At 71.2% G+C, this 22,111-nt stretch carries 21 protein-coding genes; 14 read left to right on the top strand and 7 right to left on the bottom strand.

Annotated elements, in window-relative coordinates; all coding sequences use genetic code 11:
• Nucleotides 1-82: 82 nt before the first annotated feature.
• The 6 genes from G361_RS0118890 (at nucleotide 83) to G361_RS0118865 (ending at nucleotide 5,252) form a co-directional block, all read left to right on the top strand.
• On the top strand, nucleotides 83-988 hold the full coding sequence (locus G361_RS0118890) for an NADP-dependent oxidoreductase (RefSeq protein WP_019928669.1): 906 nt from the start codon (nucleotides 83-85) through the stop codon (nucleotides 986-988).
• Between the two features lie 86 nt (nucleotides 989-1,074).
• Complete coding sequence (locus tag G361_RS0118885; protein ID WP_019928668.1) at nucleotides 1,075-2,010, top strand: ABC transporter ATP-binding protein; 936 nt, start codon at nucleotides 1,075-1,077, stop codon at nucleotides 2,008-2,010.
• A 1-nt stretch (nucleotide 2,011) separates the two neighbouring features.
• Nucleotides 2,012-2,788: an ABC transporter permease gene (locus G361_RS0118880; protein ID WP_019928667.1), complete on the top strand. Its 777-nt coding sequence runs from the start codon at nucleotides 2,012-2,014 to the stop codon at nucleotides 2,786-2,788.
• A 147-nt stretch (nucleotides 2,789-2,935) separates the two neighbouring features.
• Nucleotides 2,936-4,216: a sensor histidine kinase gene (locus G361_RS0118875; RefSeq protein WP_231386917.1), complete on the top strand. Its 1,281-nt coding sequence runs from the start codon at nucleotides 2,936-2,938 to the stop codon at nucleotides 4,214-4,216.
• Complete coding sequence (locus G361_RS0118870; RefSeq protein ID WP_019928665.1) at nucleotides 4,213-4,818, top strand: response regulator transcription factor; 606 nt, start codon at nucleotides 4,213-4,215, stop codon at nucleotides 4,816-4,818. The genes G361_RS0118875 and G361_RS0118870 overlap by 4 nt, the downstream gene beginning before the upstream one ends.
• Before the next feature lie 17 nt (nucleotides 4,819-4,835).
• On the top strand, nucleotides 4,836-5,252 hold the full coding sequence (locus G361_RS0118865; RefSeq protein ID WP_019928664.1) for a VOC family protein: 417 nt from the start codon (nucleotides 4,836-4,838) through the stop codon (nucleotides 5,250-5,252).
• 201 nt (nucleotides 5,253-5,453) lie between these two features.
• On the opposite strand, the gene G361_RS0118860 is transcribed toward G361_RS0118865, so the two are convergent.
• The gene (locus G361_RS0118860) at nucleotides 5,454-7,445 is read right to left on the bottom strand and encodes a TPM domain-containing protein (RefSeq protein WP_019928663.1); all 1,992 of its coding nucleotides are present in this window, start codon (nucleotides 7,443-7,445) and stop codon (nucleotides 5,454-5,456) included.
• A 125-nt stretch (nucleotides 7,446-7,570) separates the two neighbouring features.
• On the opposite strand from G361_RS0118860, the gene G361_RS0118855 reads away from it, so the two are divergent.
• From G361_RS0118855 to dnaG, 4 genes are all read left to right on the top strand, one after another.
• Nucleotides 7,571-8,236 carry an MBL fold metallo-hydrolase gene (locus G361_RS0118855; RefSeq protein WP_019928662.1) on the top strand — a complete coding sequence of 222 codons (666 nt, stop codon included), beginning with the start codon at nucleotides 7,571-7,573 and terminating at the stop codon, nucleotides 8,234-8,236.
• Between the two features lie 65 nt (nucleotides 8,237-8,301).
• Nucleotides 8,302-9,000: an ElyC/SanA/YdcF family protein gene (locus G361_RS0118850; RefSeq protein WP_019928661.1), complete on the top strand. Its 699-nt coding sequence runs from the start codon at nucleotides 8,302-8,304 to the stop codon at nucleotides 8,998-9,000.
• Between the two features lie 50 nt (nucleotides 9,001-9,050).
• The gene (locus G361_RS0118845) at nucleotides 9,051-10,307 is read left to right on the top strand and encodes a deoxyguanosinetriphosphate triphosphohydrolase (protein WP_019928660.1); all 1,257 of its coding nucleotides are present in this window, start codon (nucleotides 9,051-9,053) and stop codon (nucleotides 10,305-10,307) included.
• A gap of 54 nt (nucleotides 10,308-10,361) precedes the next feature.
• On the top strand, nucleotides 10,362-12,272 hold the full coding sequence (gene dnaG / locus G361_RS0118840; RefSeq protein ID WP_026343215.1) for a DNA primase: 1,911 nt from the start codon (nucleotides 10,362-10,364) through the stop codon (nucleotides 12,270-12,272).
• A 25-nt stretch (nucleotides 12,273-12,297) separates the two neighbouring features.
• Here the strand turns inward: dnaG and G361_RS0118835 are convergent, their stop codons facing one another.
• The 3 genes from G361_RS0118835 to G361_RS0118825 form a co-directional block, all read right to left on the bottom strand.
• Nucleotides 12,298-12,543 (bottom strand): hypothetical protein, encoded by a 246-nt coding sequence (locus G361_RS0118835; RefSeq protein WP_026343214.1) that lies wholly within the window; start codon nucleotides 12,541-12,543, stop codon nucleotides 12,298-12,300.
• A gap of 120 nt (nucleotides 12,544-12,663) precedes the next feature.
• Entirely contained in the window at nucleotides 12,664-13,581 is a 918-nt protein-coding gene (locus G361_RS0118830) for a dihydrodipicolinate synthase family protein (RefSeq protein ID WP_019928657.1), read from the bottom strand.
• Nucleotides 13,578-14,999 carry an MFS transporter gene (locus G361_RS0118825; RefSeq protein WP_019928656.1) on the bottom strand — a complete coding sequence of 474 codons (1,422 nt, stop codon included), beginning with the start codon at nucleotides 14,997-14,999 and terminating at the stop codon, nucleotides 13,578-13,580. Before G361_RS0118825 ends, G361_RS0118830 begins: the two co-directional genes overlap by 4 nt.
• A 102-nt stretch (nucleotides 15,000-15,101) precedes the next feature.
• Here G361_RS0118825 and G361_RS0118820 point away from each other — a divergent pair, with 102 nt between their 5' ends.
• Complete coding sequence (locus G361_RS0118820) at nucleotides 15,102-15,824, top strand: FadR/GntR family transcriptional regulator (protein WP_019928655.1); 723 nt, start codon at nucleotides 15,102-15,104, stop codon at nucleotides 15,822-15,824.
• Nucleotides 15,825-15,832: 8 nt separating this feature from the next.
• Here the strand turns inward: G361_RS0118820 and G361_RS0118815 are convergent, their stop codons facing one another.
• Nucleotides 15,833-16,720, bottom strand: coding sequence for a sigma-70 family RNA polymerase sigma factor (locus G361_RS0118815; RefSeq protein ID WP_019928654.1), 888 nt, complete (start codon nucleotides 16,718-16,720; stop codon nucleotides 15,833-15,835).
• A 29-nt stretch (nucleotides 16,721-16,749) separates the two neighbouring features.
• Here G361_RS0118815 and G361_RS0118810 point away from each other — a divergent pair, with 29 nt between their 5' ends.
• The gene (locus G361_RS0118810) at nucleotides 16,750-17,175 is read left to right on the top strand and encodes a DoxX family protein (RefSeq protein ID WP_019928653.1); all 426 of its coding nucleotides are present in this window, start codon (nucleotides 16,750-16,752) and stop codon (nucleotides 17,173-17,175) included.
• Here G361_RS0118810 and G361_RS0118805 read toward each other — a convergent pair.
• Nucleotides 17,153-18,157, bottom strand: a complete 1,005-nt coding sequence (locus G361_RS0118805; RefSeq protein WP_019928652.1) for a zinc-binding dehydrogenase — start codon at nucleotides 18,155-18,157, stop codon at nucleotides 17,153-17,155. The genes G361_RS0118810 and G361_RS0118805 overlap by 23 nt on opposite strands.
• 357 nt (nucleotides 18,158-18,514) lie before the next feature.
• Between G361_RS0118805 and G361_RS0118800 the strand changes: the two genes are divergently transcribed.
• Nucleotides 18,515-20,614: an acyltransferase family protein gene (locus G361_RS0118800; protein ID WP_019928651.1), complete on the top strand. Its 2,100-nt coding sequence runs from the start codon at nucleotides 18,515-18,517 to the stop codon at nucleotides 20,612-20,614.
• Nucleotides 20,615-20,659: 45 nt separating this feature from the next.
• On the top strand, nucleotides 20,660-21,418 hold the full coding sequence (locus G361_RS49535) for a nucleotidyltransferase domain-containing protein (protein ID WP_019928650.1): 759 nt from the start codon (nucleotides 20,660-20,662) through the stop codon (nucleotides 21,416-21,418).
• Here G361_RS49535 and G361_RS47785 read toward each other — a convergent pair.
• Complete coding sequence (locus G361_RS47785; protein WP_026343209.1) at nucleotides 21,315-22,091, bottom strand: GNAT family N-acetyltransferase; 777 nt, start codon at nucleotides 22,089-22,091, stop codon at nucleotides 21,315-21,317. The two genes, G361_RS49535 and G361_RS47785, sit on opposite strands and share 104 nt — an antisense overlap.
• Nucleotides 22,092-22,111 lie beyond the last annotated feature (20 nt).

Below are 22,111 nucleotides of genomic sequence, written 5' to 3'. Positions count from 1 at the left end.
CGTGCGTCGGCCCGGGAATGTCCGACCGGCCGGGTAGGTTCGATTCGGGTGAACGAGGTCCTCCGAGCCGAGAGGTGCAACCATGGCGCGCGCAGTGAGGTTCGATCGATACGGCGATGTCGACGTGCTGAACGTCGTCGAGGTACCGGATCCGGTACCCGGGCCCGGGCAGGTGGTCGTCGAGGTGGTGGCGGCCGCGATCAATCCGGGTGAGGCCAAGATCCGGGCGGGGCTGCTGCACGACTACTTCCCCGCGACGTTCCCGTCCGGGCAGGGCAGCGATTTCGCGGGCCGGGTGGCCGCGGTCGGCCCGGGGGTCGGCGGGCTCGACCCCGGCGCCGAGGTGATCGGCTTCACCGACGAACGGGCAAGTCAGGCAACGCATGTCGTGGTGCCGTTCGAACAGCTCACACCGAAGCCGGCCGCGCTGTCCTGGGAGGAAGCGGGTTCGCTGTACGTCGCGGGCACCACCGCGTTCGCGACCGTACGGGCGGTATCCGCCGGACCCGGCGACGTGGTCGCGGTATCCGGCGCGGCCGGTGGCGTGGGCTCGATCGCGGTACAACTGCTGCGTGAGCGCGGTGCGACGGTGATCGCCATCGCCGGGCCCGCCAACCACGACCGGCTGCGCGGGTACGGCGCGACCCCGGTCGCCTACGGTGACGGCCTCGCCGAACGGCTCCCGCATCTCGACGCGTTCATCGACACCCACGGCGACGGCTACGTCGAACTCGCGGTACGGCTCGGCGTCGCACCGGAACGCATCGACACCATCGCCGATTTCGCCGCCGTGGAGAAGTACCACGTCCGCAGCGACGGCAACGGCGCCGCCGGCACCATCGACGTGGTCGCGGCCCTGGCCGATCTGGTCGCCGCCGGCACCCTGCAGATCCCCATCGTCGCCGTCTATCCGCTCGACCTGGTCCGGGACGCCTACCGCGATCTGGAACACGGCCACACCCCGGGCAAGATCGTGCTCCGCCCCTGACCCGCGGCCCCGCCGTGACACTCGTCATGGCAGGTTCGTGACGCTCGAACCAGGTACCGCCGCGCCGGGCGGGCGACAGTGGAGGTATGACCTCATCGATCACGGCCCGCCCGGCGGACCGGTCCGGCACGGGACCGGCCATCGAGATCCGCGGCCTCACCAAATCGTTCCGCACCCGCACCGGTCTCGTCCGCGCCGTCGACGGCCTCGATCTGGTCGTCGCACCGGGTGAGATCGTGGCCTTCCTCGGGCCCAACGGCGCCGGCAAGTCCACCGCCATCGATATGCTGCTGGGCCTGCTGCGGCCCGACGCCGGGCAGGTCCTGGTGTTCGGCGGCACCCCGGCGGAAGCGATTGCGGCGGGCCGGATCTCGGCGGTCCTGCAATCCGGCGGCCTGCTGCCGGACGTGACCGTCGCCGAGACCGTGCGGATGGTGGCCGCCCTGCACGCGGCGCCGCGGCCGGTCGCAGAAGTGCTGACGCGCGCGGGCATCTCGGATATCGCCGATCGGCTGGTCGGCAAATGCTCCGGCGGTCAGCGGCAGCGGCTGCGGTTCGCCCTGGCCCTGCTGCCCGATCCGGATCTGCTGGTACTCGACGAACCCACCACCGGTATGGATGTCGAAGGGCGGCGCGACTTCTGGAACGCCATCCGCCGCGACGCGAGCGACGGCCGCACCGTCGTGTTCGCCACCCACTACCTCGACGAGGCCGACGCCTACGCAGACCGGATCGTGCTGGTGCGCAACGGTTCCGTGGTCGCCGACGGCAGTGCGGCCGCGGTCAAGAATCTGGCCGCCGGGCGCACGGTCAGCGCCACCCTGCCCGGCGCCGATCAGGCCCGCCTGCTGGCGATTGCGGGCGTCGACCGGGTGGAACAGCGCGGCGACCGAATCCTGGTGCACGCCAAGGACTCCGACACCGTCGCCCGCTATCTGCTGACCGGCACCGACGCCGTCGACCTGGAGATCACCGCCCACAACCTCGAGGACGCGTTCCTCGCTCTCACCGGAGACAACTGAGATGACCACACTCGACACCCGCCGCCCCGCCCGCCTGCGTCCCGGTGGCGTCAGCGCCGCCTTCGTGGGCCTGGAACTGCGCCGCATGCTGCGCAACCGCCGCACCCTGGTGTTCACCCTGGTGATGCCCACCCTGTTCTTCACCATCTTCGGGCTGCAATCCGATTTCCGGACACAGGCTTTCGGCTCGGGCAACGTCACCGCGTACGTCATGGTCTCGATGGCCGTGTACGGCGCGATGCTCGCCACCACCAGCGGCGGCGCCATGGTCGCGGTGGAACGCGCACACGGCTGGAGCCGTCAGCTGCGGCTGACCCCGCTGCGACCGGCCGCCTACATCGCCACCAAGATGATCGTCGCGATGACCCTCGGGCTGGTCTCGGTGACGGCGGTGTTCGTCACCGGCGGCCTGGTCGGCTCGCGGTTGCCCGTGGCGGCCTGGGTGGCGTGTTTCGTCCTGGCCTGGCTGGGTTCGCTGGTGTTCGCCGCCTTCGGCCTGTTCGTCGGATATCTGCTGCCGTCGGAGAACGTGATGCAGATCGTCGGCCCGCTGCTGGCGGCCCTGGCCTTCGGCGGCGGGCTGTTCACCCCGCTGCACGGCTGGTTCGCGACGGTGTCGAAGGTGTTCCCCACCTACGGCATCGCGACGCTCGCGCGGCTGCCGTTCGCCGACGCGAGTGGGGTGTCGATCGCGCTGGCGCTGCTCAACATCCTGGTCTGGACCGGCGTATTCGCAGGTGGGGCGGCGATGCTGTTCCGCCGCGACACCGCGCGATGAGCCATCACCGACCCGCACCGGTCCGCATCCCGCGGGCCGGTGCGGTAGCGTGCGCGATCGTGGGCAGCGCAGGCGAACCGGTGCGAGGATGAGGAACCGGTTCGCCGCGCTGCCCCATCGGCGCGGCCGAGCGGCGTGGAGGTAGCCGTGCGGACGCCGACGTCCGGCCTGCCGCGCCGGCTGTCCCGGGCGCTGGACCGGGCTGCGGCACGCTCGGCCAACGCAGGCGGTCCGGCCGCGCGCCGGCCCGGATTCGGCGGCATGCTCGCCGGCGGGATGGCCATCGTCTGGCTGCTCTATCTGATCGGGCCGATCCAGCAGGCCTGGGTGCACGGCCACGTCCTGCGCGCGATCCTGGCATGCGCCTGCGTGATCGGCTACGGCACGCTGATCGCCACCACGCTGTCCGCCTATCGCGGCCCGGACTGGGAGGACGGATTCGACCCGCCGGCGCCGGGCCGCGGCGCCTGGATCCGGCTGGCGGCGATGGCGGTGCTGTTCGCCGCCGAATCGGTGCTGCTGGGTGCGGCGGCGGTGCCGAGTGTGCTGTACCTGGCCGTGGTCGCGATCTTCGTGCTGCCGCTGCGGCAGTCCGGGATCGTCGCGGGCCTGGTGGCCGTGCTGGTGATCGTGTTCGCGCTGATACCGGGCTGGCGGTTCGGTGGCGCCTCCGTGGTCCTGGCGCTGATCCCGCCGGTCATCTGGCTGGGCCGGGAGATCGGCACCCGGGGCCGGCGGCTGCGGGAACTGACCCGCCGCCAGCAGGCCGAACTCGCGATCGTGGCCGAACGCAACCGGGTGGCCCGCGACGTGCACGACATCCTCGGCCACTCGCTCACCGTGATCACCGTGAAATCCGAACTGGCCCAACGATTACTGGATATCGATCCGGAACGCGCCCGGACCGAGCTGGCCGATGTCGAACGGCTGGCCCGGGAGGCCCTGGCCGGGGTCCGCGAGACCGTCGGCGGCCTGCGCGAGGTGAGCCTCGCCGGCGAACTCGCCAACGCGCGCACCGCGCTGCATGCCGCGGGCATCACCGCCGATCTGCCCGATATCGATGTTCCCGGCGATCGCGGCATCGTGCTCGGCTGGGTCCTGCGGGAGGCCGTCACGAATGTGGTGCGGCACAGCCGGGCCCGGCACTGCCGCGTGCGAGCGACGCCGTCGTACATCGAAATCGTCGATGACGGAAAGGGTTTGGACCCGGACGCGAGTTTCGGCTCGGGCCTGCGTGGCCTGCGCGAACGGGTGCGCGCCGCCGGCGGCACCTTCGCCCTGACCACACCACCGGATGGCGGCCTGCACCTGGCGGTCGGCTTCGACGAGCGGGACACCGGCGGTGATTCGCGGCCGTCCGGCACCGGTGAGTGGGGCAGCCGTGCCCGGGGGGTGCGTTCAGCCGACGAGAGGACCGATGCCGGATGATCCGGTTGCTGCTGGCCGACGATCAGGCGCTGGTGCGCGGCGCGCTGGCGGCGCTGCTCGGACTGGAACCGGATCTCGAGGTGGTCGCGGAGGTCGGCCGCGGTGACGAGGTGCTCGCCGCCGTCGAGCGCACCACCCCCGACGTGGTCCTGCTCGACGTGGAAATGCCCGGCCTGGACGGGATCTCGGCCGCCGAGCGGGTGCACGCGGGATTCCCGGGGGTGCGGATCCTGATGGTCACCACCTTCGGCCGCCCCGGTTATCTGCGCCGCGCGATCGACGCCGGCGCCGACGGTTTCATCGTGAAAGACACGCCCGCAAGGGAATTGGCCGACGCGGTCCGCCGCGTACACCTCGGCCTGCGCGTGGTCGATCCGGCGCTGGCCGCCGAAACCCTCACCGCCGGAACCTCTCCGCTGACCGCGCGGGAGCGCGAGGTGCTGGCCGCCGCGGCCGGTGGCGCCACCGCCGCCGCGATCGCCGCGCGACTGCACCTGTCCGAGGGCACCGTCCGCAACCACCTGTCGGCGGCGATCGGCAAGACCGGCACCCGCACCCGCGCCGAGGCCGTCCGTGCCGCCGAACGCCTGGGCTGGCTGTAGGCGTAGGTTCGCACGATGTGCATCTGACCCAGATTCGGCTGATCGTGTCCGACTTCACCGGCACCGCCGCGTTCTACCGTGACGTGATCGGCCTGCGACCCCAATTCGACACTGTCGCACCCCCGTACGTGGCGTTCAAACCCGAACACGGCAGCGCGCTTTCCCTGCACGACCGCGCCGACCTGGACGCCACCCTGGGCGGCGTACTGCGCGGCGGGCCCGGCGCCGACGGCGCGCTGATCGCCCTCCGCGTCGACGACCTCGACCGCTACCTGACCGAGGTCACCGGCCGGGGCGCCGAAATCCTCACGGGCCCGGTCGCTTTCGGAGACCGGATCCGCAGTGCCTACCTACGCGACCCGGAGGGCAACCTGCTCGAGATCCAGCAGTGGCTGGCCACCCGCACCGGCGACCCCGTTCCCCCGGCGAACTGACCCACCGCGCTGCCGTGCCCAGCGCGCCCCCCCGCCGCGAATCGCCGGCCCTCGGCGGATCCGTCACGCCGCGCCGAAGCCCGCGATTGCCGCGTACGGCGGGTTCGGAAGCGTCCGCCCCGGTCGATCCGGTGGGAGCTGTCGACCCCGGTGGGAGTCCGGCCACACGACCCGGGTCTGCGGTTGCCGTGTACGGCGGGTTCAGAATCGTCCGCCCCGGCTGATCCGGCGTGAGCCGTCCGAACCGCCGTAGGAGCCCGGTCCCCACGACCCCGGATTCATCGGACCGCCGCCGCGGGTGCCGCCGAATCCGCCGCGCAGCATGCTGTCGATGAGGATGCCGCCCAGTACCGCGCCGGTCTGCGACGAGGTCGAAACCGGTTGCCGCGCCTGCCATTCCCGCACGCTCGCTTGGGCGGTGCGCAGCGCGCGGGCCGCCAGTTCGGTGGCCTGCTGCGCGCCGGCCAGGGCCCGCTGCGGATCATCGGCGGCCAGGCCGCGTGCCCGGTCGAGGGCCCGTTCGGCCTCGGCGAGCCGGGTGCGCGGGGTGGCATCGATACCGCCGCGCCGGGTGCCGATGTAGTCGGCGGCCGTGCGCACCTGGGTGACGGCCGTCGTCATCGCCTGATCGAGGCGGCGGTGCAACTGCTCGGCGGCCAGTTTGCGGTCCGAGGCCGTGGCGATCGCGTGCTCCAGGGCGGTGTCGGCGGCCACGGCCTCGTGGAAGACGCCGAGCGGATTGCTGTCGCCGTCGGAGGCCGCCGCCGCGACCGCCGCGCGGGCCGAGGTGACCGCCGCGGCCAGATCCGGTCCGCCGTGCGGGGTCAGCGCGGCGGCGGCGTCGAGATCGTGCCGCAGTTCCGCCAGCAGTGCGGGCAGACCGGCACGGGCCTGCTCGATATCGGTGGCCGCGGTGTCGACGGCGTCCAGCAGGGTGCGCGCCGCCGTGACCGCCGATTCCGCGCTGCGGATCGCGGCCACCGCGGCGCCCTGCTGCCCGACCGGCCGCGCGACCGCCGTGCGGCCCGCGCCGATATTGGTCTCGGCGAAGTCGATCCGCTCCCGGGCCATCGCCACGTTGTCCCGGATCGGGGCCAGCGCCGCCGCCGGTTGGTCCCGATTCAGTTGGGCGAGAGTGCGTTCGGACTGCGGCACCCGCGCGGTCAGGTCCACCAGCGCGCGGGTCAGGGCGTCGAGCCGGTCGGGGGCGTCGATCAGCAGGTTGCGCATGGTGTCGAATTCGCTGACCTTGGCGTCGAGTTCGCGGTCGGCGCGGGCGCAGGTGGAGATCAGCTCCACCAGCAGGTCGCGCTGCTGGTCCGGGGTCTCCGGAATATCGTCGTCCAGGCGCTGCCGGATCGAGAATGCCTGCGCCAGAGCCCGTTTGGCCGATTCGAGGGCGGCGGCGAAGGGTGCGGTGGCGGTACTGCCGAATTCGTCGGTGGCCAGCCGTAACTCGTCGCTGCTGGTGCGCAGCGCGTCGTCGGTGTCGACCAGGATCTCCCGCGAACGTTCGTCGAGCAGATCGGGGCGCAGCGCGGCCAGCGCGGCGGTGTCGGTCGGATCGACCGCGCGGGCGGCGGCCCGGACGCCGCGCTCGCGCACGGTCCGCCGGCGTCGCGACATCAGCAGCACCCCGCCGACCGCCAGCACCGCCACGGCCCCGACGATCAGCACCGGGCCCGCGCCGATCCGATGGGCGGCCGGCGCGGCCATCGCCGTGGACAGTCCGTCGGCGGTCTCGACGGCCGCCTCGGCCCACTGCCCGTTCCGCAGCCGCGGTTCCACCCGATCCTGTAGCAGCGCATCCAGTTCCGACTCCTTCACCGACTGCGGCAACCGGCCGGTGAAGGAGTACGCGCGGTCGCCGGTGGCCACCGACAACAGGACGTCGCGGTCGCCGAATCCGGAGGCGGCCGCGGTGCGGGTACCCCACTCCTGCGGGTCGAGGCCGCCGAAGTCGTGGACGTAACTCACCCACAGTCGTTCCCGGTGCGCGCCGTAGAGCGCGTCGATCGCCGACCGCACCTCGTCGCGCTGCGGACCGTCGAGCGCCTGCGCGGTGTCGGTGACGTAGTCCGGCAGCCGGGACGGATCCTCCGCACCCGCCGCGCCCGGCGGGCACAGCACGATCACGAGGATTCCCAGCACGGTCAGCAGGGAACGCAGATGTCGAACCGGCGGCTGCGGCATGGCACGAATGTATCCGTCCGGACCAGGTGGCCGCGTGGATCGTGCCCGTGTCGATGCCGGATGGCTAGGATCGATCCGGCTCGTCACGTTTCACCGCACGTCCCGATTCCGCGAGGAGTACCGCCATGTCCGAGTACACCGGCACCGTGACCGTCGGCGGTCCGGCCGACGTCCGTGAACTACCCGCGCTCACCCTCACCAAGGTGGCCGTCGGCCCGTTCGACAACAACGCATACCTGTTGCGGTGCAAGCACACCGGACAACAGCTTCTCGTCGACGCCGCCAACGAGCCCGAGACCCTGCTGAACCTGACCGGCGGGCAGCTCGACGCGGTCCTCACCACCCATCAGCACGCCGACCACTGGCAGGCGCTGGCGCCGGTCGTCGAGGCCACCGGCGCGACCACCTACGCGGGCGCCCTCGACGCCGACGACATCCCGGTACCCACCGCGGTGCGGGTCGACGACGGCGAGGTGATCCGCATCGGCGACATCGAACTCACCGCCATCCACCTGGTCGGGCACACGCCCGGCTCGATCGCGCTGCTGTACCGCGACGCCGATGATCCGGCCGGACATCCGCACCTGATCACCGGCGACTGCCTGTTCCCGGGCGGCGTCGGCAACACCTGGAAGGATCCCGAACGGTTCGCCACCCTGTACGAGGGCGTGGTGACGAAGCTGTTCGACCGCCTGCCCGACGACACCTGGGTGTATCCGGGTCACGGCAAGGACACCACACTCGGCGCGGAACGGCCACACCTTTCCGAATGGCAGCAACGGGGTTGGTGAGATCCGGCCCGGCGCAGCCATCGCGCCGCAATCTCCGCGTGACCGAGGGCTGGCAGACTCGGGGAATGTCGTCGGCCTCCGCGCGTATCCGCACTCGCCGGGCACCCGGCGAGCCGATCGAGCGGCGTTCGCGCGGAGCGGTTTTCGCGCGCTGGACCGGGCGGCTGGTGTCCGGTGCGGTCCTGATGGTGGTCGTGCTGGTCGGCGGCACCGCGGGGCGGGTGTGGCAGGTGGCGCGGCTCATCGACGAGGACCACGCCGACGCGATCGTCATCCTCGGCGCCGCACAGTACAACGGCACTCCCACACCGGTATTCGAGGCCCGGCTCGACCAGGCGTCCAAGCTGTTCTCGAAAGGTGTTGCGCCCCTGATCATCACCGTCGGCGGGAAACAGGTGGGCGACAACTACACCGAGGCCGCCGCCGGGAAGGCCTATCTCGCGGATGCCGGGGTGCCGACCGACCGGATCGTGGCCGTGCAGACCGGTTCCAACACCCTGCAGAGCATCGAGGCGGTCGCCGCGGAGATGAAGTCCCGCGACCTGTCGACCGTGGTGCTGGTCAGCGATCCGTGGCATTCGCTGCGCACCCGGACGATGGCCCGGGACGCCGGATTGCACGCCTGGACCGCGCCGACCCGCACCGGACCGGCCGTCTACACCCGGGAATCACAGCTGCACGGCATCATCCGCGAGACCGGAGCCCTGCTGTGGTACCAGCTGACCCACGTCTCCGCCGATTTCAAGTACACCGCCGAGCAGTGAAATCAACTGTGCGACAACGACTGTGAGAAGACGAACCTGATGAGCAGACGATGACCGGTTACCGCGCCGACGATCGGGACCGCATGGTCGCCGAATCGGCGAAGACGGCCGGGCTGAGCTGGTCCTGCACCCCGGCCGAGCGCAGCGCCTTCGCCCGCGACCGGGCCCGCGTGCTGCACTCGGCCGCGCTGCGGCGACTGGCCGACAAGACCCAGGTGATGGGCCCGCGCGAGGGTGACACCCCGCGCACCCGGCTCACCCATTCGCTGGAGGTCGCGCAGATCGGCCGCAGCATCGCCGACGGGCTGGGCTGCGATCCGGATCTGGTCGATCTGGCCGGGCTGGCGCACGACATCGGCCATCCGCCCTACGGCCACAACGGCGAACGGGCGCTGGACCTGTTCGCCGACGAGCACGGCGGATTCGAGGGCAACGCGCAGAACCTGCGCATCCTCACCCGGCTGGAGCCCAAGGTGTTCGGGCCGGACCCGGACGATCCGGAGAGCTTCGGGCTCAACCTGACCCGGGCCGCGCTCGACGCGACCGTCAAATACCCCTGGGCCCGCGCCGGCAGCGGCACCAAATTCGGCGCCTACGACGTGGACCTGCCCCGGCTGGACTGGGTGCGCCGGGACGCCCCGGAACGCCGGCAGTGCCTGGAATCGCAGGTGATGGACTGGTCCGACGATGTCGCGTACTCGGTGCACGATGTGGAGGACGGGGTCATCGCCGGCCGGATCGACCTGCGCGCACTGGCCGATCCGGTCGAACAGGCCGCGCTGGCCGCGCTCGGGCACCGCCGGCAACCGGAGTTGTCGGCGGACGAGCTGATCGCCGCGATGCACCGGCTGTCCGGGCTGCCGGTGATCGCCGCGGCCACCGGTTACGACGGCACCCTGCGCGCCTCGGTGGCCCTGAAGCGGCTGACCAGCGAACTGGTCGGCCGGTTCGCCACGGCCGCGGTGGAGGCCACCCGGGAGGCGTTCGGCGGCCGCGCGCTGACCCGCTACGCCGCCGATCTGGAGGTACCGCGGCTGGTCGCCGCCGAGGTGGCGATGCTGAAGACGGTCGCGCTGCGCTACGTGTTGTCCGATCCGCATCACCGGCGGCGGCAGGCCGGCCAGCGCGAGCGCATCCTGCTGGTCGCCGACCGCCTGCTCGCCGGCGCCCCCGCCACCCTGGACCGGGTGTTGCTGCCGTGGTGGGAGGCCGCGGGCGACGATTCCGCGCGGGTGCGGGTGATCGTCGACCAGATCGCCTCCTATACCGAGAGCCGCCTGGAACGGGTTGCCGCGAACGCCGGCTGAGCCCGGGGCGCGGCCCGGGGACCGGTGACCGGGCGCGCGGTAGACTCGCACACCGTGGCCGGACGACTCCCTGATCGCGATATCGCGGCAATTCGTGAACGCGTACGCATCGAGGATGTCGTGGGCGAATATGTGGCACTCAAGCGCGCGGGCGCCGACTCGATCAAGGGGCTGTGCCCCTTCCACGACGAGAAGTCCCCGTCGTTCCATGTGCGGCCGAATCACGGGGTGTTCCACTGCTTCGGCTGCGGTGAGGGCGGCGACGTGTTCGCCTTTCTGCAGAAGCTGGAACACATCGGATTCGTCGAGGCCGTCGAGCAGATGGCCGACCGCATCGGCTATCGGATCAACTACGAGGGCGGCGGCACCTCGGTCCAGCGCGACCGCGGCACCCGCTCCCGGCTGGTCGCGGCCAACGCCGCCGCGCACGAGTTCTATCTGTCGCAGCTGAACGAGCCGGAGGCCGCGGCGGCGCGAAAGTACCTGACGGAACGCAACTTCGACGGCGATGCCGCCCGCGCGTTCGGCTGCGGCTTCGCCCCCGGCGGCTGGGATACGCTCACGAAACACTTGCTGCGCAAGGGTTTCGAGATCAAGGAGCTGGAGGCCGCGGGCCTGTCGAAGCCGGGCCGGCACGGCCCGATCGACCGGTTCCACCGCCGATTGCTGTGGCCCATCCGCAATCTCGGCGGCGAGGTGATCGGCTTCGGTGCGCGCCGGCTGTTCGACGACGACCAGATCACCGCGAAGTACATCAACACCTCGGAAACGGTGCTGTACAAGAAGTCTCAGGTGCTGTTCGGCCTGGACCTGGCCAAACGCGATATCGCCAAGGGACATCAGGCGGTGGTCGTCGAGGGCTACACCGACGTGATGGCCATGCATCTGGCCGGCGTGAAGACGGCGGTCGCGTCCTGTGGCACCGCCTTCGGCGACGAACACCTCGCGGTACTGCGAAGGTTGTTGCTGGACGACAACTTCTGGCGCGGCGAGATCATCTACACCTTCGACGGCGACCAGGCCGGACAGGCCGCGGCCCTGAAGGCGTTCTCCGGCGACCAGAAACTGGCCGGGCAGACCTACATCGCGGTCGCCCCCGACGGCCAGGATCCGTGCGAGCTGCGCCAGCGCTCCGGCGACGGCGCGGTACGCGATCTGGTGGCCCGCCGAGTCCCGTTGTACGAGTTCGTGATTCGCGGCCAGCTCGCCGAACACGACCTGGATTCCCCCGAGGGTCAGGTCGAGGCCCTGCGCCGCGCGGTGCCGGTGGTCTCCCAGATCAAGGATTTCGCGCTGCGCAAGGCCTACGCCACCAAACTGGCCGGCTGGGTCGGCTGGGACGACATCCAGCAGGTGGTGCGCCGTGTCGGCGACGAGGCCCGCCGCCACCGCGGCGGTGACGACCGCTCCGCCTCGGGCCGCACCTCCGCCCCCGCGCGCGGCACCGCCACCGTCTCCGAACATCCCGCCGCTCGCCCGGCCCCCGCCGACCCGGTTCTGCTGCCGCAGCGGCAGTCCCTGGCCGCGGCCCTGCAATATCCGGCCCTGTCCGGCCCCATGTTCGACTCGGTCGACGTCGAGGCCTACACCCATCCCGCCTACGTGGCGGTTCGCACCGCGATCGCCGCCGCCGGTGGCACGGCCGTCGGACTCGGTGGCTCGGAATGGGTGTCGCGGGTGGCCGACAACACCGAGGACCTCACCCTCCAGGCCCTGGTCCACGAACTGTCCGCCGAACCGCTACCGGTCAAGTCGATCGACGACATCCAGCGCTTCGTGACCGGCGTGATCGCCCGCACCCAGGAAGCCTGGGTCGGCCGCCAGGTCGCGGAACTGAAGTCGAAGCTGCAACGCATCTCCTCCACCGAGGAGTCCGAGGCCTACATGGCCCTGTTCGGCGATGTGGTCGCACTGGAGCAATACCGCAAGAGCCTGCGCGACCAGGCCATGGGCAACGCCAGCTGACCCGCGGCCCGCGTGGCCGCGGCCCTCAGCGCCGCAACTGATCCTGCGGCACCAGAATGGTGGTGCGCTCATCGATCGGCACCATCGGCTCCAACTGCGGCCGAGTACTGAGCTTGTCCGACAACTTCTGCCGCCCGACCCGGACCAGCGCACGGGTGGCAGGACTACCGGCGATCGCCCGAGCGGTCTTGCCGAGTTGCTCGTACCGCGCCCGCCCGGCCTTGGCGCCGAGCACATAGCCGGCCGCGATGCCGATGATCAACCGCAGCATGTCCTCGGTCTCCTCCCAGTAACTGTCCGCGGCGTCCATCCTGCCCGACGCCCGGTCCACCTGTCGATTCGAGGTCCACTGTGCCAGAAGGGTCCGACATTCGCGGCCGGGCAGCGCCGTTCAGGGGCGGTTGATCGGTTCCAGGCCGTGGGTCGCGAGAATCTCGGCGATGGAACGGATCTCGGCCTCGGACAGCGGTGCCAGGGGTGGGTTCACGGCGGCGCAGTCGAGGATGCCGAGGAGTGTCATGGCGGCCTTGAAGGCGCCCAGTGCGCCTGCGGTGAAGCCGATGCGGGAGCGGTCGGCGACCGTGACGATCCGGAACAGGCCTGCCAGCCGGTCCTGTTCGGCGCGGGCGGCGGCGGTGTCACCGGCGCGTGCGGCCCGGTACAGCCGGACGTAGCCGTCCGGGTCGACGTTGCCCAGGCCCGGCACGATGCCCGCGGCGCCGAGTTCGACGGCGGTGTCGGCGAACAGTTCCGATCCGCTGAACGCGGGAAGGTCGGTGCGCCGCAGCACTTCTCGGAACTTGGCCAGGTCGCCGCTCGAATCCTTCAGTGCCACAATCGTTTCGGACTCCGCGAGCGCGGTGACCAGGTCCGGGGACAGGGGGGTGCCGACCGCGGCAGGGATGTCGTAGGCGATCACCGGGATGTCCACCGCCGCGTGGATCCGGCGGAAGTGCGCCAGTACCTCGTCCGGATGCGGCTGGATGTAGAACGGGGCGGTGACCACGACCGCGTCGGCGCCGAGGTCGGCGGCCTGCCGGGCCTGTTCGACGACGCGCCGGGTGCCGGTGTCGACCGCGCCGGCCAGCACCGGTACCGCACCGGCTACCACCGCGACGGTGGTCGCGACCAGGTCCCGGCGCTGGGCGGTGTCCAGCAGCGCCACCTCGCCGCTGGATCCGCCGACGAATACGCCGTGCACCCCGGCGGCCAGTTGCCGGGTGATCAGTCGTTCCAGCGAGCGCCGATCCAGCTCACCGGCGGCGTCCAGGGGAGTGACCAGCGGTGGTATCACTGCCTCGAGCTTCATTCGTCGATCCTTTCCGGGACGGGTGACTCCCGATCGCCGAGCGCCCGGCCGATCCGGGCGGGTACGTCGAAGCCGATGATCAGCGCGACCACCACGGTCAGCGCCCCGGCGAGCACGCTGAGGGCGGTGCCCAGGCCCAGGCGGTTCGCGATCGCGGTGCCGGCCAGCGGTGCGACCGCGCCGCCGAGCGCGCCGACGTTGTAGGAGAATCCGAGCCCGGCCGCGCGCAACCGGGTGGGGAAGTGGTCGCCGATGTACTTGGGCAGCAGCCCGGAGATGCCCTGGCTGGTGGCCTGCATCGCGAACAGCAGCACCCACAGCAGCACCACGTTGCCGGACGGCAGCGCGAACACCGGGAAGACGAAGATCAGCGAGATCAGCAGGCCCAGGACGTAGGCGCGCCGGGTACCCAGCCGGTCGCCGAGCAGTCCGGCGAGGCAACTTCCGGCCGCGTAACCGAGTCCCGCCCAGGTCAGCGCGTCGGAGACCTGCCCGGCGTGATAGCCCAGCACGGTTTTCAGATAGGTCGGCAGCAGCGACTGGATCGGCCAGGAATACAGGAAGGCGCAGAAGACCGTGACCATGATCGCGACGGTCACCGGCCACTGCCGGCCGGACAACTGCACCGCGAACAGTACGAATCCCGCGATGACCAGCACGCTCAGATAGGGTGCCGCGGATCCGGACAGCTTCGCGAACAACACCACCAGCAGCGCCGACAGCACCGCGGCCAGCACGATGTTGAGCACCCGGCGACCGGGCGCGAACAGTACGGAGGTGGTCGTGTGCCGATCCCGCCCGGCGACCTCGCGCTCCCATTCGGCCGCCTCGGGCAGCGCGCGGCGCAGGTACAGCGTCAGCGCGACGGGCACGATCCCGACATAGAACAGCCAGCGCCAGCCCCCGGCGGGCACCACCAGCCGGTACGCCTGCGCGGCGAGTACCGTGCCGATCGGGTAGGCGGACAGCAGGAATCCGGTGGCCCGATTGCGCATGTGGCGTGGCCAGGACTCCATGACATAGGTGGCGCTGGACCCGTACTCGCCCGCCATCCCGAGGCCGACGATCGCGCGGAACACGAACAGCGACCAGTAGTTCCAGGAGAATCCGCACAGTCCGCTGCCCACCGCGAAGGCCACGATCGCCAGGATCATCGCCGGTTTCCGGCCGTACCGATCGGCGATCGCACCCAGGACCAGACCACCGAGCCAGCGCGAGACGAAAGCGGCCGAGACCAGCGTGGCGGCCTTGCCGAGGCTCAGGTGGAAGTCGCCCGCGATATCGGTGAGGACCAGGGTGATGAGGACGAAATCGAAGCCGTCGAGCAGATAACCCAGCCAGGCGGCGTAGAAGCCCTTGCGCTGCGCGCGGCTCAGGGTGCGGAACGAACGGGGTGCGGCAGGGGACGGCGCAGTCATGCCGGTGGAACCTTCCTGGAACAGGACATAGGATGTCCTATGTCAGGCATCACGGTAACGCGCGGATCGGCGCGGGGCAACCATCGGTCTACACTCGCGCCTGTGGAAAGGACAGTCGGCGAACGGGTTTCGGGTGCCCGCGCCAATCAGCGCGCGCTGCGCGAGTCGATCAAGCGGCTCATCGTCGAGCGCGGGCTCGGGCCGGGAGCGTCGCTGCCGACCGAATCCGAGCTCATGAAGGAGCTCGGGGTGTCGCGGCATCCGCTGCGCGAGGCGATGAAGGCGCTCGAGGCGGTGGGTATCGTCGACATCCGGCACGGCTACGGCACCTACGTCGGTTCCGGGCCGCTGTCCGGGCTGGAGGCGGGCCTGGCGTTCCGGGGCGCGCTGTCGGTGCGCGGCGACTACGCCGACATCCGCAATCTGCTCGAGGTGCGCGAGGTGCTGGAGGCTGGGCTGGTCTCCCGGGTGCTCGCCGCCCGCGACCGGCTCGACCTGTCCGAACTGTCCGCCGCGGTGACCGCGATGGAGGCGGCCGCCGGGCAAGGAGACTATGCGCCGGAACAGGATTGGCGTTTCCACGAAACCCTCTACCGGCCGCTGGACAACGAACTGGTGCTCGACCTCATCCAGGTGTTCTGGAAGGTGTTCAACGCGCTGGACACCGAATTGCCCGGCGCCGCGGCCGCTCCCGAGGCCATCGCGCGATGGCATCGCGCCATCCTGGACGCGGTCCGGACCGGCGACGAACCGGCCCTGCGTGTCGCGGTCGACGAGCATTTCCGGGGGATCCGCGAGCGTCTGATCGAGCAGCCGCCGGCCTGATCGCCGCGTCACGGTTCGGGTAGCGCCCCGGGGAACAGGGCCGCCTGGAGGGCCCGCAGCCGATTCGGGTCCGCGACCACCTCGATGCCGGTGATCAGCGGTCCGGTGATCGTGAACAGCATGACCGAATACGGTCCACCGGCCGCGGTGACCAGCGCGGCCGGGATGCCGTCGGCGAGGATCGGCTCCGCGCCGGCGGACAGCCGCGCGAATGCCACGGCCTGCCGCGCGGCGAGGCCCGCACCCCGCAGCCGGACCGGCGCGCCGGTGGGGGAGGCGGTCTCGTCGGCGGCGATCGCCACCTCGGGATCGAGCACCGCGAGCAGCGCGTCGAGGTCGCCGCCCCGGGCCGCGGCGAGAAAGGCCTCGACGATCGCGCGCTGTGCGGCGGTTTCCGGCCGCTCGCCCTCGGATCCGCCGACGACCCGCCGCCGGGCCCGGGTCGCCAGCAGTCGCGCCGCGTTCGGTGTCCGATCGAGGATCGCGGCGATATCGTCGAACGGCACCGCGAACAGGTCGTGCAGCACGAATGCGATCCGCTCGGCCGGAGCCAGCCGGTCCAGCACGATCAGCAGGGCCTGCCCGGTCGACTCGGTCAGCAGCGCATCCTCCTCGGGACCGGCCGCCGGATCGGAGAGCCGGTCCGGCAGATGCACACCGAGTGGATGTTCCCGCAGCGCCGACCGGTTGCGCAGCATGTCCAGGCAGATGTGGGACAGGACGGTGGTCAGCCAGCCGCCGAGGTTGCCGATGCCGGCCGGGCCGGTGCGATGCAGCCGCAGCCAGGTCTCCTGGACGGCGTCGTCGGCATCGGCCGCCGAGCCGAGCATGCGGTGCGCCACCGCGCGCAGCCGGGGACGATGGTGTTCGAACGCCTCGCTGTCGTCCATCGACATATCTTGCGCCGCCGATCCGTCATCCAGGTATGAACACCACGACTCGTTCGTCGCGGCCCGTTGTGGTCGCCTACTGGATCGCCACCGCGATCGTCACCGCCGAACTCGCCGTCGGCGGGGTGTGGGACATCGCCCGCCTCGCCTATGTGCGCGACATCGTCACCGGACTGGGCTATCCGACGTACCTGCTGGTCCTGCTCGGCGTCTGGAAGATCCTCGGCGCGGCCGCCCTGCTGGTCCCGCGCTTTCCGCTGGTCAAGGAGTGGGCCTACGCCGGCAGCTTCTTCGTCTACACCGGCGCGCTGGCCTCACACCTGACCACCGGCTACGGCCCGGCCGAGGTACCGGTTCTCACCGTCATGACCGTGCTGACCGCCGCCTCCTGGTACCTGCGTCCGGCGAGTCGCACACTGCGCCGACGGCCTGCCCGGCTCACGGTTGCAGCATCACCTTGACGGCCCGCCGCTGGTCCATGGCCCGATACGCCTCGGCGACCTCGCTCAGCGGCAGCGTCAGGTCGAAGACCTTGCCGGGTGTCATATGCCCGGACAGCACCCGATCGATCAGGTCGGGCAGGAACCGCCGGACCGGGGCCGGTCCACCCCGCAGCCCGACCATCGAATCGAACAGGTCGCCGCCGTCGATCTCCACCCCGTGCGGAAGCCCGACGAAACCCACCGTCCCACCGGGCCGGGTGGCGCGGCGCGCCTGGGCCGAGGATTCGGCGGTCCCGACGCATTCCAGGACGGAATCGGCCCCGACGCCGTCGGTGAGGTCCATGATCCGCGCGACGCCCTCGTCGCCGCGCTCGGTGACCAGGTCGGTCGCGCCGAAATCGAGGGCGAGTTTCTGCCGGTCCTGATGGCGGCTCATCGCGATGATCCGGTCGGCGCCGAGCTCCTTCGCGGCCAGCACGCCGCACAGGCCGACCGCGCCGTCGCCGACGACCGCGACCGTACCGCCCGGTTTCACCTGCGCGGCGACGGCGGCGAACCAGCCGGTGCCCATGACGTCCGACAAGGTCAGCAGGCTGGGGAGCAGCGCGGGATCCGGATCGCCGGGCACCGCGACCAGCGTGCCGCCGGCCTGCGGGATCCGGATGTACTCGGCCTGGCAGGTGGTCATGACCACCCGGTGCGTACAGGCCGTCTGGAATCCGTACCGGCAGTGCGGGCAGGTGTTGTCCGAGGCGACGAAGGATCCGATCACGAGCTGTCCGGGCCGGACCGTGCTGACGTCGCGGCCGACCTCCTCCACCACGCCGATGTATTCGTGGCCCATCGGATGCGGATCCTCGACCGGATTGATCCCGCGGTAGGACCACAGATCCGACCCGCACACGCAGGTGGCGACCGTCCGGATGATCGCGTCGGTCGGTTCGGTGATCCGCGGGTCGGGCCGCTGTTCGAACCGGATGTCGCCGGGGGCGTGGATCATGGTTGCGCGCACGGATCGTCCTCCTCGTTCGTTGGGCGTTTCATCGCCCGCCTACGGTGGAACCGCCGGGAAAGATGGCGGAGATGCGCGATTGACGACGGTCCGACCGGGTATCTCCCCAGTCCATGGTGACCGGTCCGGCCGGGAACCGACAGCGCCCGTGACCGGGCCGCGATCATGTCGTCCGCATCGTGACAACTGTTGCGGCGCATGATGTTCGGCGCTCCATGGGTGGTCGCGGGCAGCGACGGTGATTTGCCTCGCGACCGATCCGTGCGGCATTTTGGCTACAGGTGCCACCGACGACCCGGTCGTCGTGCCGGATCGGATGGGAACGGACAAATCAGGAGTACGCGGGTGAACAATCCCCTGGCGATCGCGCGGCGGAAGGCCACGTTCGCCGCACCGGGCCCGGCCACGCCGGACGCCCGCCGCGGTGATCTCGACGGGCTGCGGGGATTGGCGATCGCCCTGGTGGTGGTGTTCCACATCTACCTGCGCCGGGTGTCCGGCGGCGTCGACGTGTTCCTGGTGTTGTCCGGATACTTCTTCACCGGCCTGCTGCTGCGGCAGGCCGGGCGGTCCGGTGCGGTGCCGGTGCTGCCGATCGTGCGGCGGACGGTGCGGCGGCTGGTGCCGGCGCTGGTGGTGGTGCTGGCGGCCGTGGTGGTGGCGACGATCACGCTGCGCCCGTACACGCAATGGTCCGATATGGCCGGGCAGACGCTGGCCTCGCTGTTCTACTACCAGAACTGGCGGCTGGCCTGGACCTGGTCGGATTATCTGGCGGCCGATCCGTCGGTGAGCCCGTTGCAGCATCTGTGGTCGATGTCGGTGCAGGGGCAGTTCTATCTGGCCGCCCTGGTGGTGGTCGCGGCCGTGGTGTGGGCGTGCCGGGCGCCGCGGGTGCGGCCGGTGCTCACGGTGATCGTCGGCGTCGCGGCGGTCGCCTCGTTCGTCTACGCGACCCGCGGCACCTCGCATCAGGGCTGGAACTACTACGACAGTGTGGCCCGCGCCTGGGAGCTGCTGGCCGGCGCCGGGCTGGCGCTGGTACCGCAGGGTCTGGGGTCGCGGCGCTGGTCGTTCTCGCCGGGGCTGCTGCGCGGGCTGCGGACCGGGCTGGCGGCGCTGGGCCTGGCCGGGGTCGTCGGCTGCGGCTGGCTCGTGACCAACGGCGTCGAACGGTTCCCCGGGCCGGTCGCCCTGCTGCCGGTCGGCGCCACCGCCGCGCTGATCGTGGCCGGTTTCGGCCCCGGACCGCTGCCCTGGCCGAGCCGGCTGCTGGCGACGCGTCCGATGCAGACGCTCGGCGAGGTGGCCTATCCGCTGTATCTGTGGCACTGGCCGGTGCTGATCGTGGTGCTGGCCGAGCGGGACCACCCGGCGGCGGATCCCGTCGACGGCCTGCTGGTCCTGGCGGCCTCGGCCGTCCTGGCCTGGCTGACCCACCGCTGGATCGAGGAGCCGCTGCGCGCGCGTCCGGCCGGCGTCGCGCGACCGGGATATCCGCGAGCGACCGGCGGCCTGGTCGGCGCGCTGGCGATGGCGGTGGTCGGCGTGGTCGGCGCCTGGCAGATCACGGTCGGCTGGATCGCGCCGCCGCATCCGCCCGGCGGGCTGGATCCGGTGATGTATCCGGGCGCGGAGGCGCTGGCCGCCCGGGCGCCGGTGCCCGCGGCGCCGATGCGCCCGACGGTGCTGGAGGCGCCCGCCGAGGTGCCACCGCCGACCGTGGACGGCTGCATCGCCGACTGGAACACCCGCGACGTGATCACCTGCGTGTACGGCGACAAGGACGCCGACCGCACGCTGGCGCTGGTCGGCAGTTCGCATGCCGAGCACTGGCTGCCCGCCCTGCAACTGCTCGCCGCGCAGCACCGGTTCCGCATCGTCGTCTATCTGAAGATGGGCTGCCCGCTGACCCTGTCCGACGAGGTCAGCTACAAGGGCGAACCCAATCCGGACTGCCGGGACTGGTCCCGGGAGGTCATCGACCGGCTGGGCACCGACCGGCCGGACTGGGTGTTCACCACCGGCACCCGCCCGCGCGGCGATATCGGCGACGAGACCCCGCAGGACTATCTGGACGTGTGGTCGGCGCTGGCGGACCGCGGCCTGGACGTGGTCGCGGTGCGCGACACCCCGTGGTTGCGGCGCAACAGTGTGCGCTACAAAGCGATCGACTGCCTGGCCCGCGGCGGCGGCAGCGCCGAATGCGGCATCCGCCGCGACGATGCCCTGGACCGGGTGAATCCCGCGCTGGAACCGGCGTCCCGGTTCCCCACGGTCTTCCCGATCGACCTCACCGACGCGGTGTGCCAGGCCGACGTGTGTCCCGCGGTCGCGGGCAATGTCCTCGTCTACCACGACGAGCACCACCTGACCGCCACCTATGCGCGGACCCTCGCCCCGGAACTCGATCGGCAGCTGCGGCCGATCCTCGGCTGGTGGTGACGGCCGATTGTTCGCGGCCGGGGTCCGCATGGCACCATCACGGGCGTGGAACTCGATGTCCGGAAGATCGCTTATCGGCTTGTCTCACACCGGTTCCCCGAGGCCCGTGCGGCCTGGCTGGGTGGCAGCGCCGCGGACGGCACCGGCACGGTGACCTCCGACCTCGACATCACCGTGCTGCTGGCGGGAGCGCCCGCGCCGTACCGTGAGTCGGTGTTCTACGGCGGCTGGCCGGTGGAGTTGTTCGTGCAGACCGAGGAGTCGATCCACTGGTTCTGCGCCACCGAGCGCCGGTCGGGTAAGCCCACCACGCGCCGATTGATCGGCGCCGCAACGATTCTCGTCGATCGGGACGGCAGCGCGGCCCGGCTGCAGGACGCCTGCCTGACCGAACTCGAGGCCGGTCCCGATCCGCTGCCCGAGGAGCGGCTGGCCGATATGCGGTATCGGGTGGGCACGCTGCTCGACGATCTGTCCGGCGGCGGTCCCGAATCCGAACAACTGCTGGTGGCCACGGAGCTCTGGCGCGCCACCCTGGAACTGCTGCTCGCCGGGCACGGCCGCTGGCTCGGCGCGGGCAAATGGCTGCACCGCGAGGCCGTCACCTACGACCAGCAGGCGGGCACCGACTACGCCGAGACCCTCGCCCGCGCGGTGCGTACGGTCGCCGAGGGTGCGGTGGAACCGCTGATCGCCGTGGTCAGCGAGGTGCTGGAGCTGGTCGGGGGCCCGCTGTTCGACGGTTATCGGGTCGAGGGTCCGGGACCTGCACGAACGTCAGCTTCGAGCGCTTCCGCAGAGTGAAACCCAGGGTCTCGTAGAGGCTGATCGCGGTCGTGTTGTGCGCGACCGCGTGCAGGAAGGGCGTCTCGCCGCGCTCGCGGATCACCGCGCCGACCGCGCGGACCAGCCGGGAGGCCAGGCCGTGGCCCCGGAATCCGGCATCGGTGCAGACCGCGCTGATCTCGGTCCAGCCACGCGGATGCAGCCGCTCCCCGGCCATCGCCACCAGCCGGCCGTCCACCCGCAGGCCCAGATAGGTGCCCATCTCGATGGTGCGCGGCAGAAATGGGCCGGGTTCGGTGCGGGCGATGAGCTCGAGGATCTCGGGTATGTCGGCCGCGGTGAGCACCTCGGCCGCCGGATCCGGCGCGACCCGCAGCCCGCTGCCCTCCATCTGCACCGAGGCCATCTCGCGCACCACCGTCCAATCCGGCGGCGGCACATGGCCGTCACCGCGCAACCCGGTACCGCCACCCGGGCCGAGCAGTTCGGCCAGATCCGCCCAGTCCCGTTCGTCGAGGACCGGCGGATGACCGACGAACCGCGCGACCGCCGGATCGTAGCGGCCGACGCGGCCCACCCAGTGGGCGAACCGATGATGTACGCCGCGCAGCGATTCCCGGACGGGATCGTCCAAAGGATGTCCGGCGGTGCCGAGTTCGGCGGCGTCGAGGTCGAAGGTCTCGGCGGTCACGGGCACTCCTCTGCGACGAT

The sequence above is a fragment of the Nocardia sp. BMG111209 genome, from assembly GCF_000381925.1.
GTDB lineage: Bacteria > Actinomycetota > Actinomycetes > Mycobacteriales > Mycobacteriaceae > Nocardia.
This window is presented reverse-complemented; position numbering and strand designations above follow the sequence as displayed.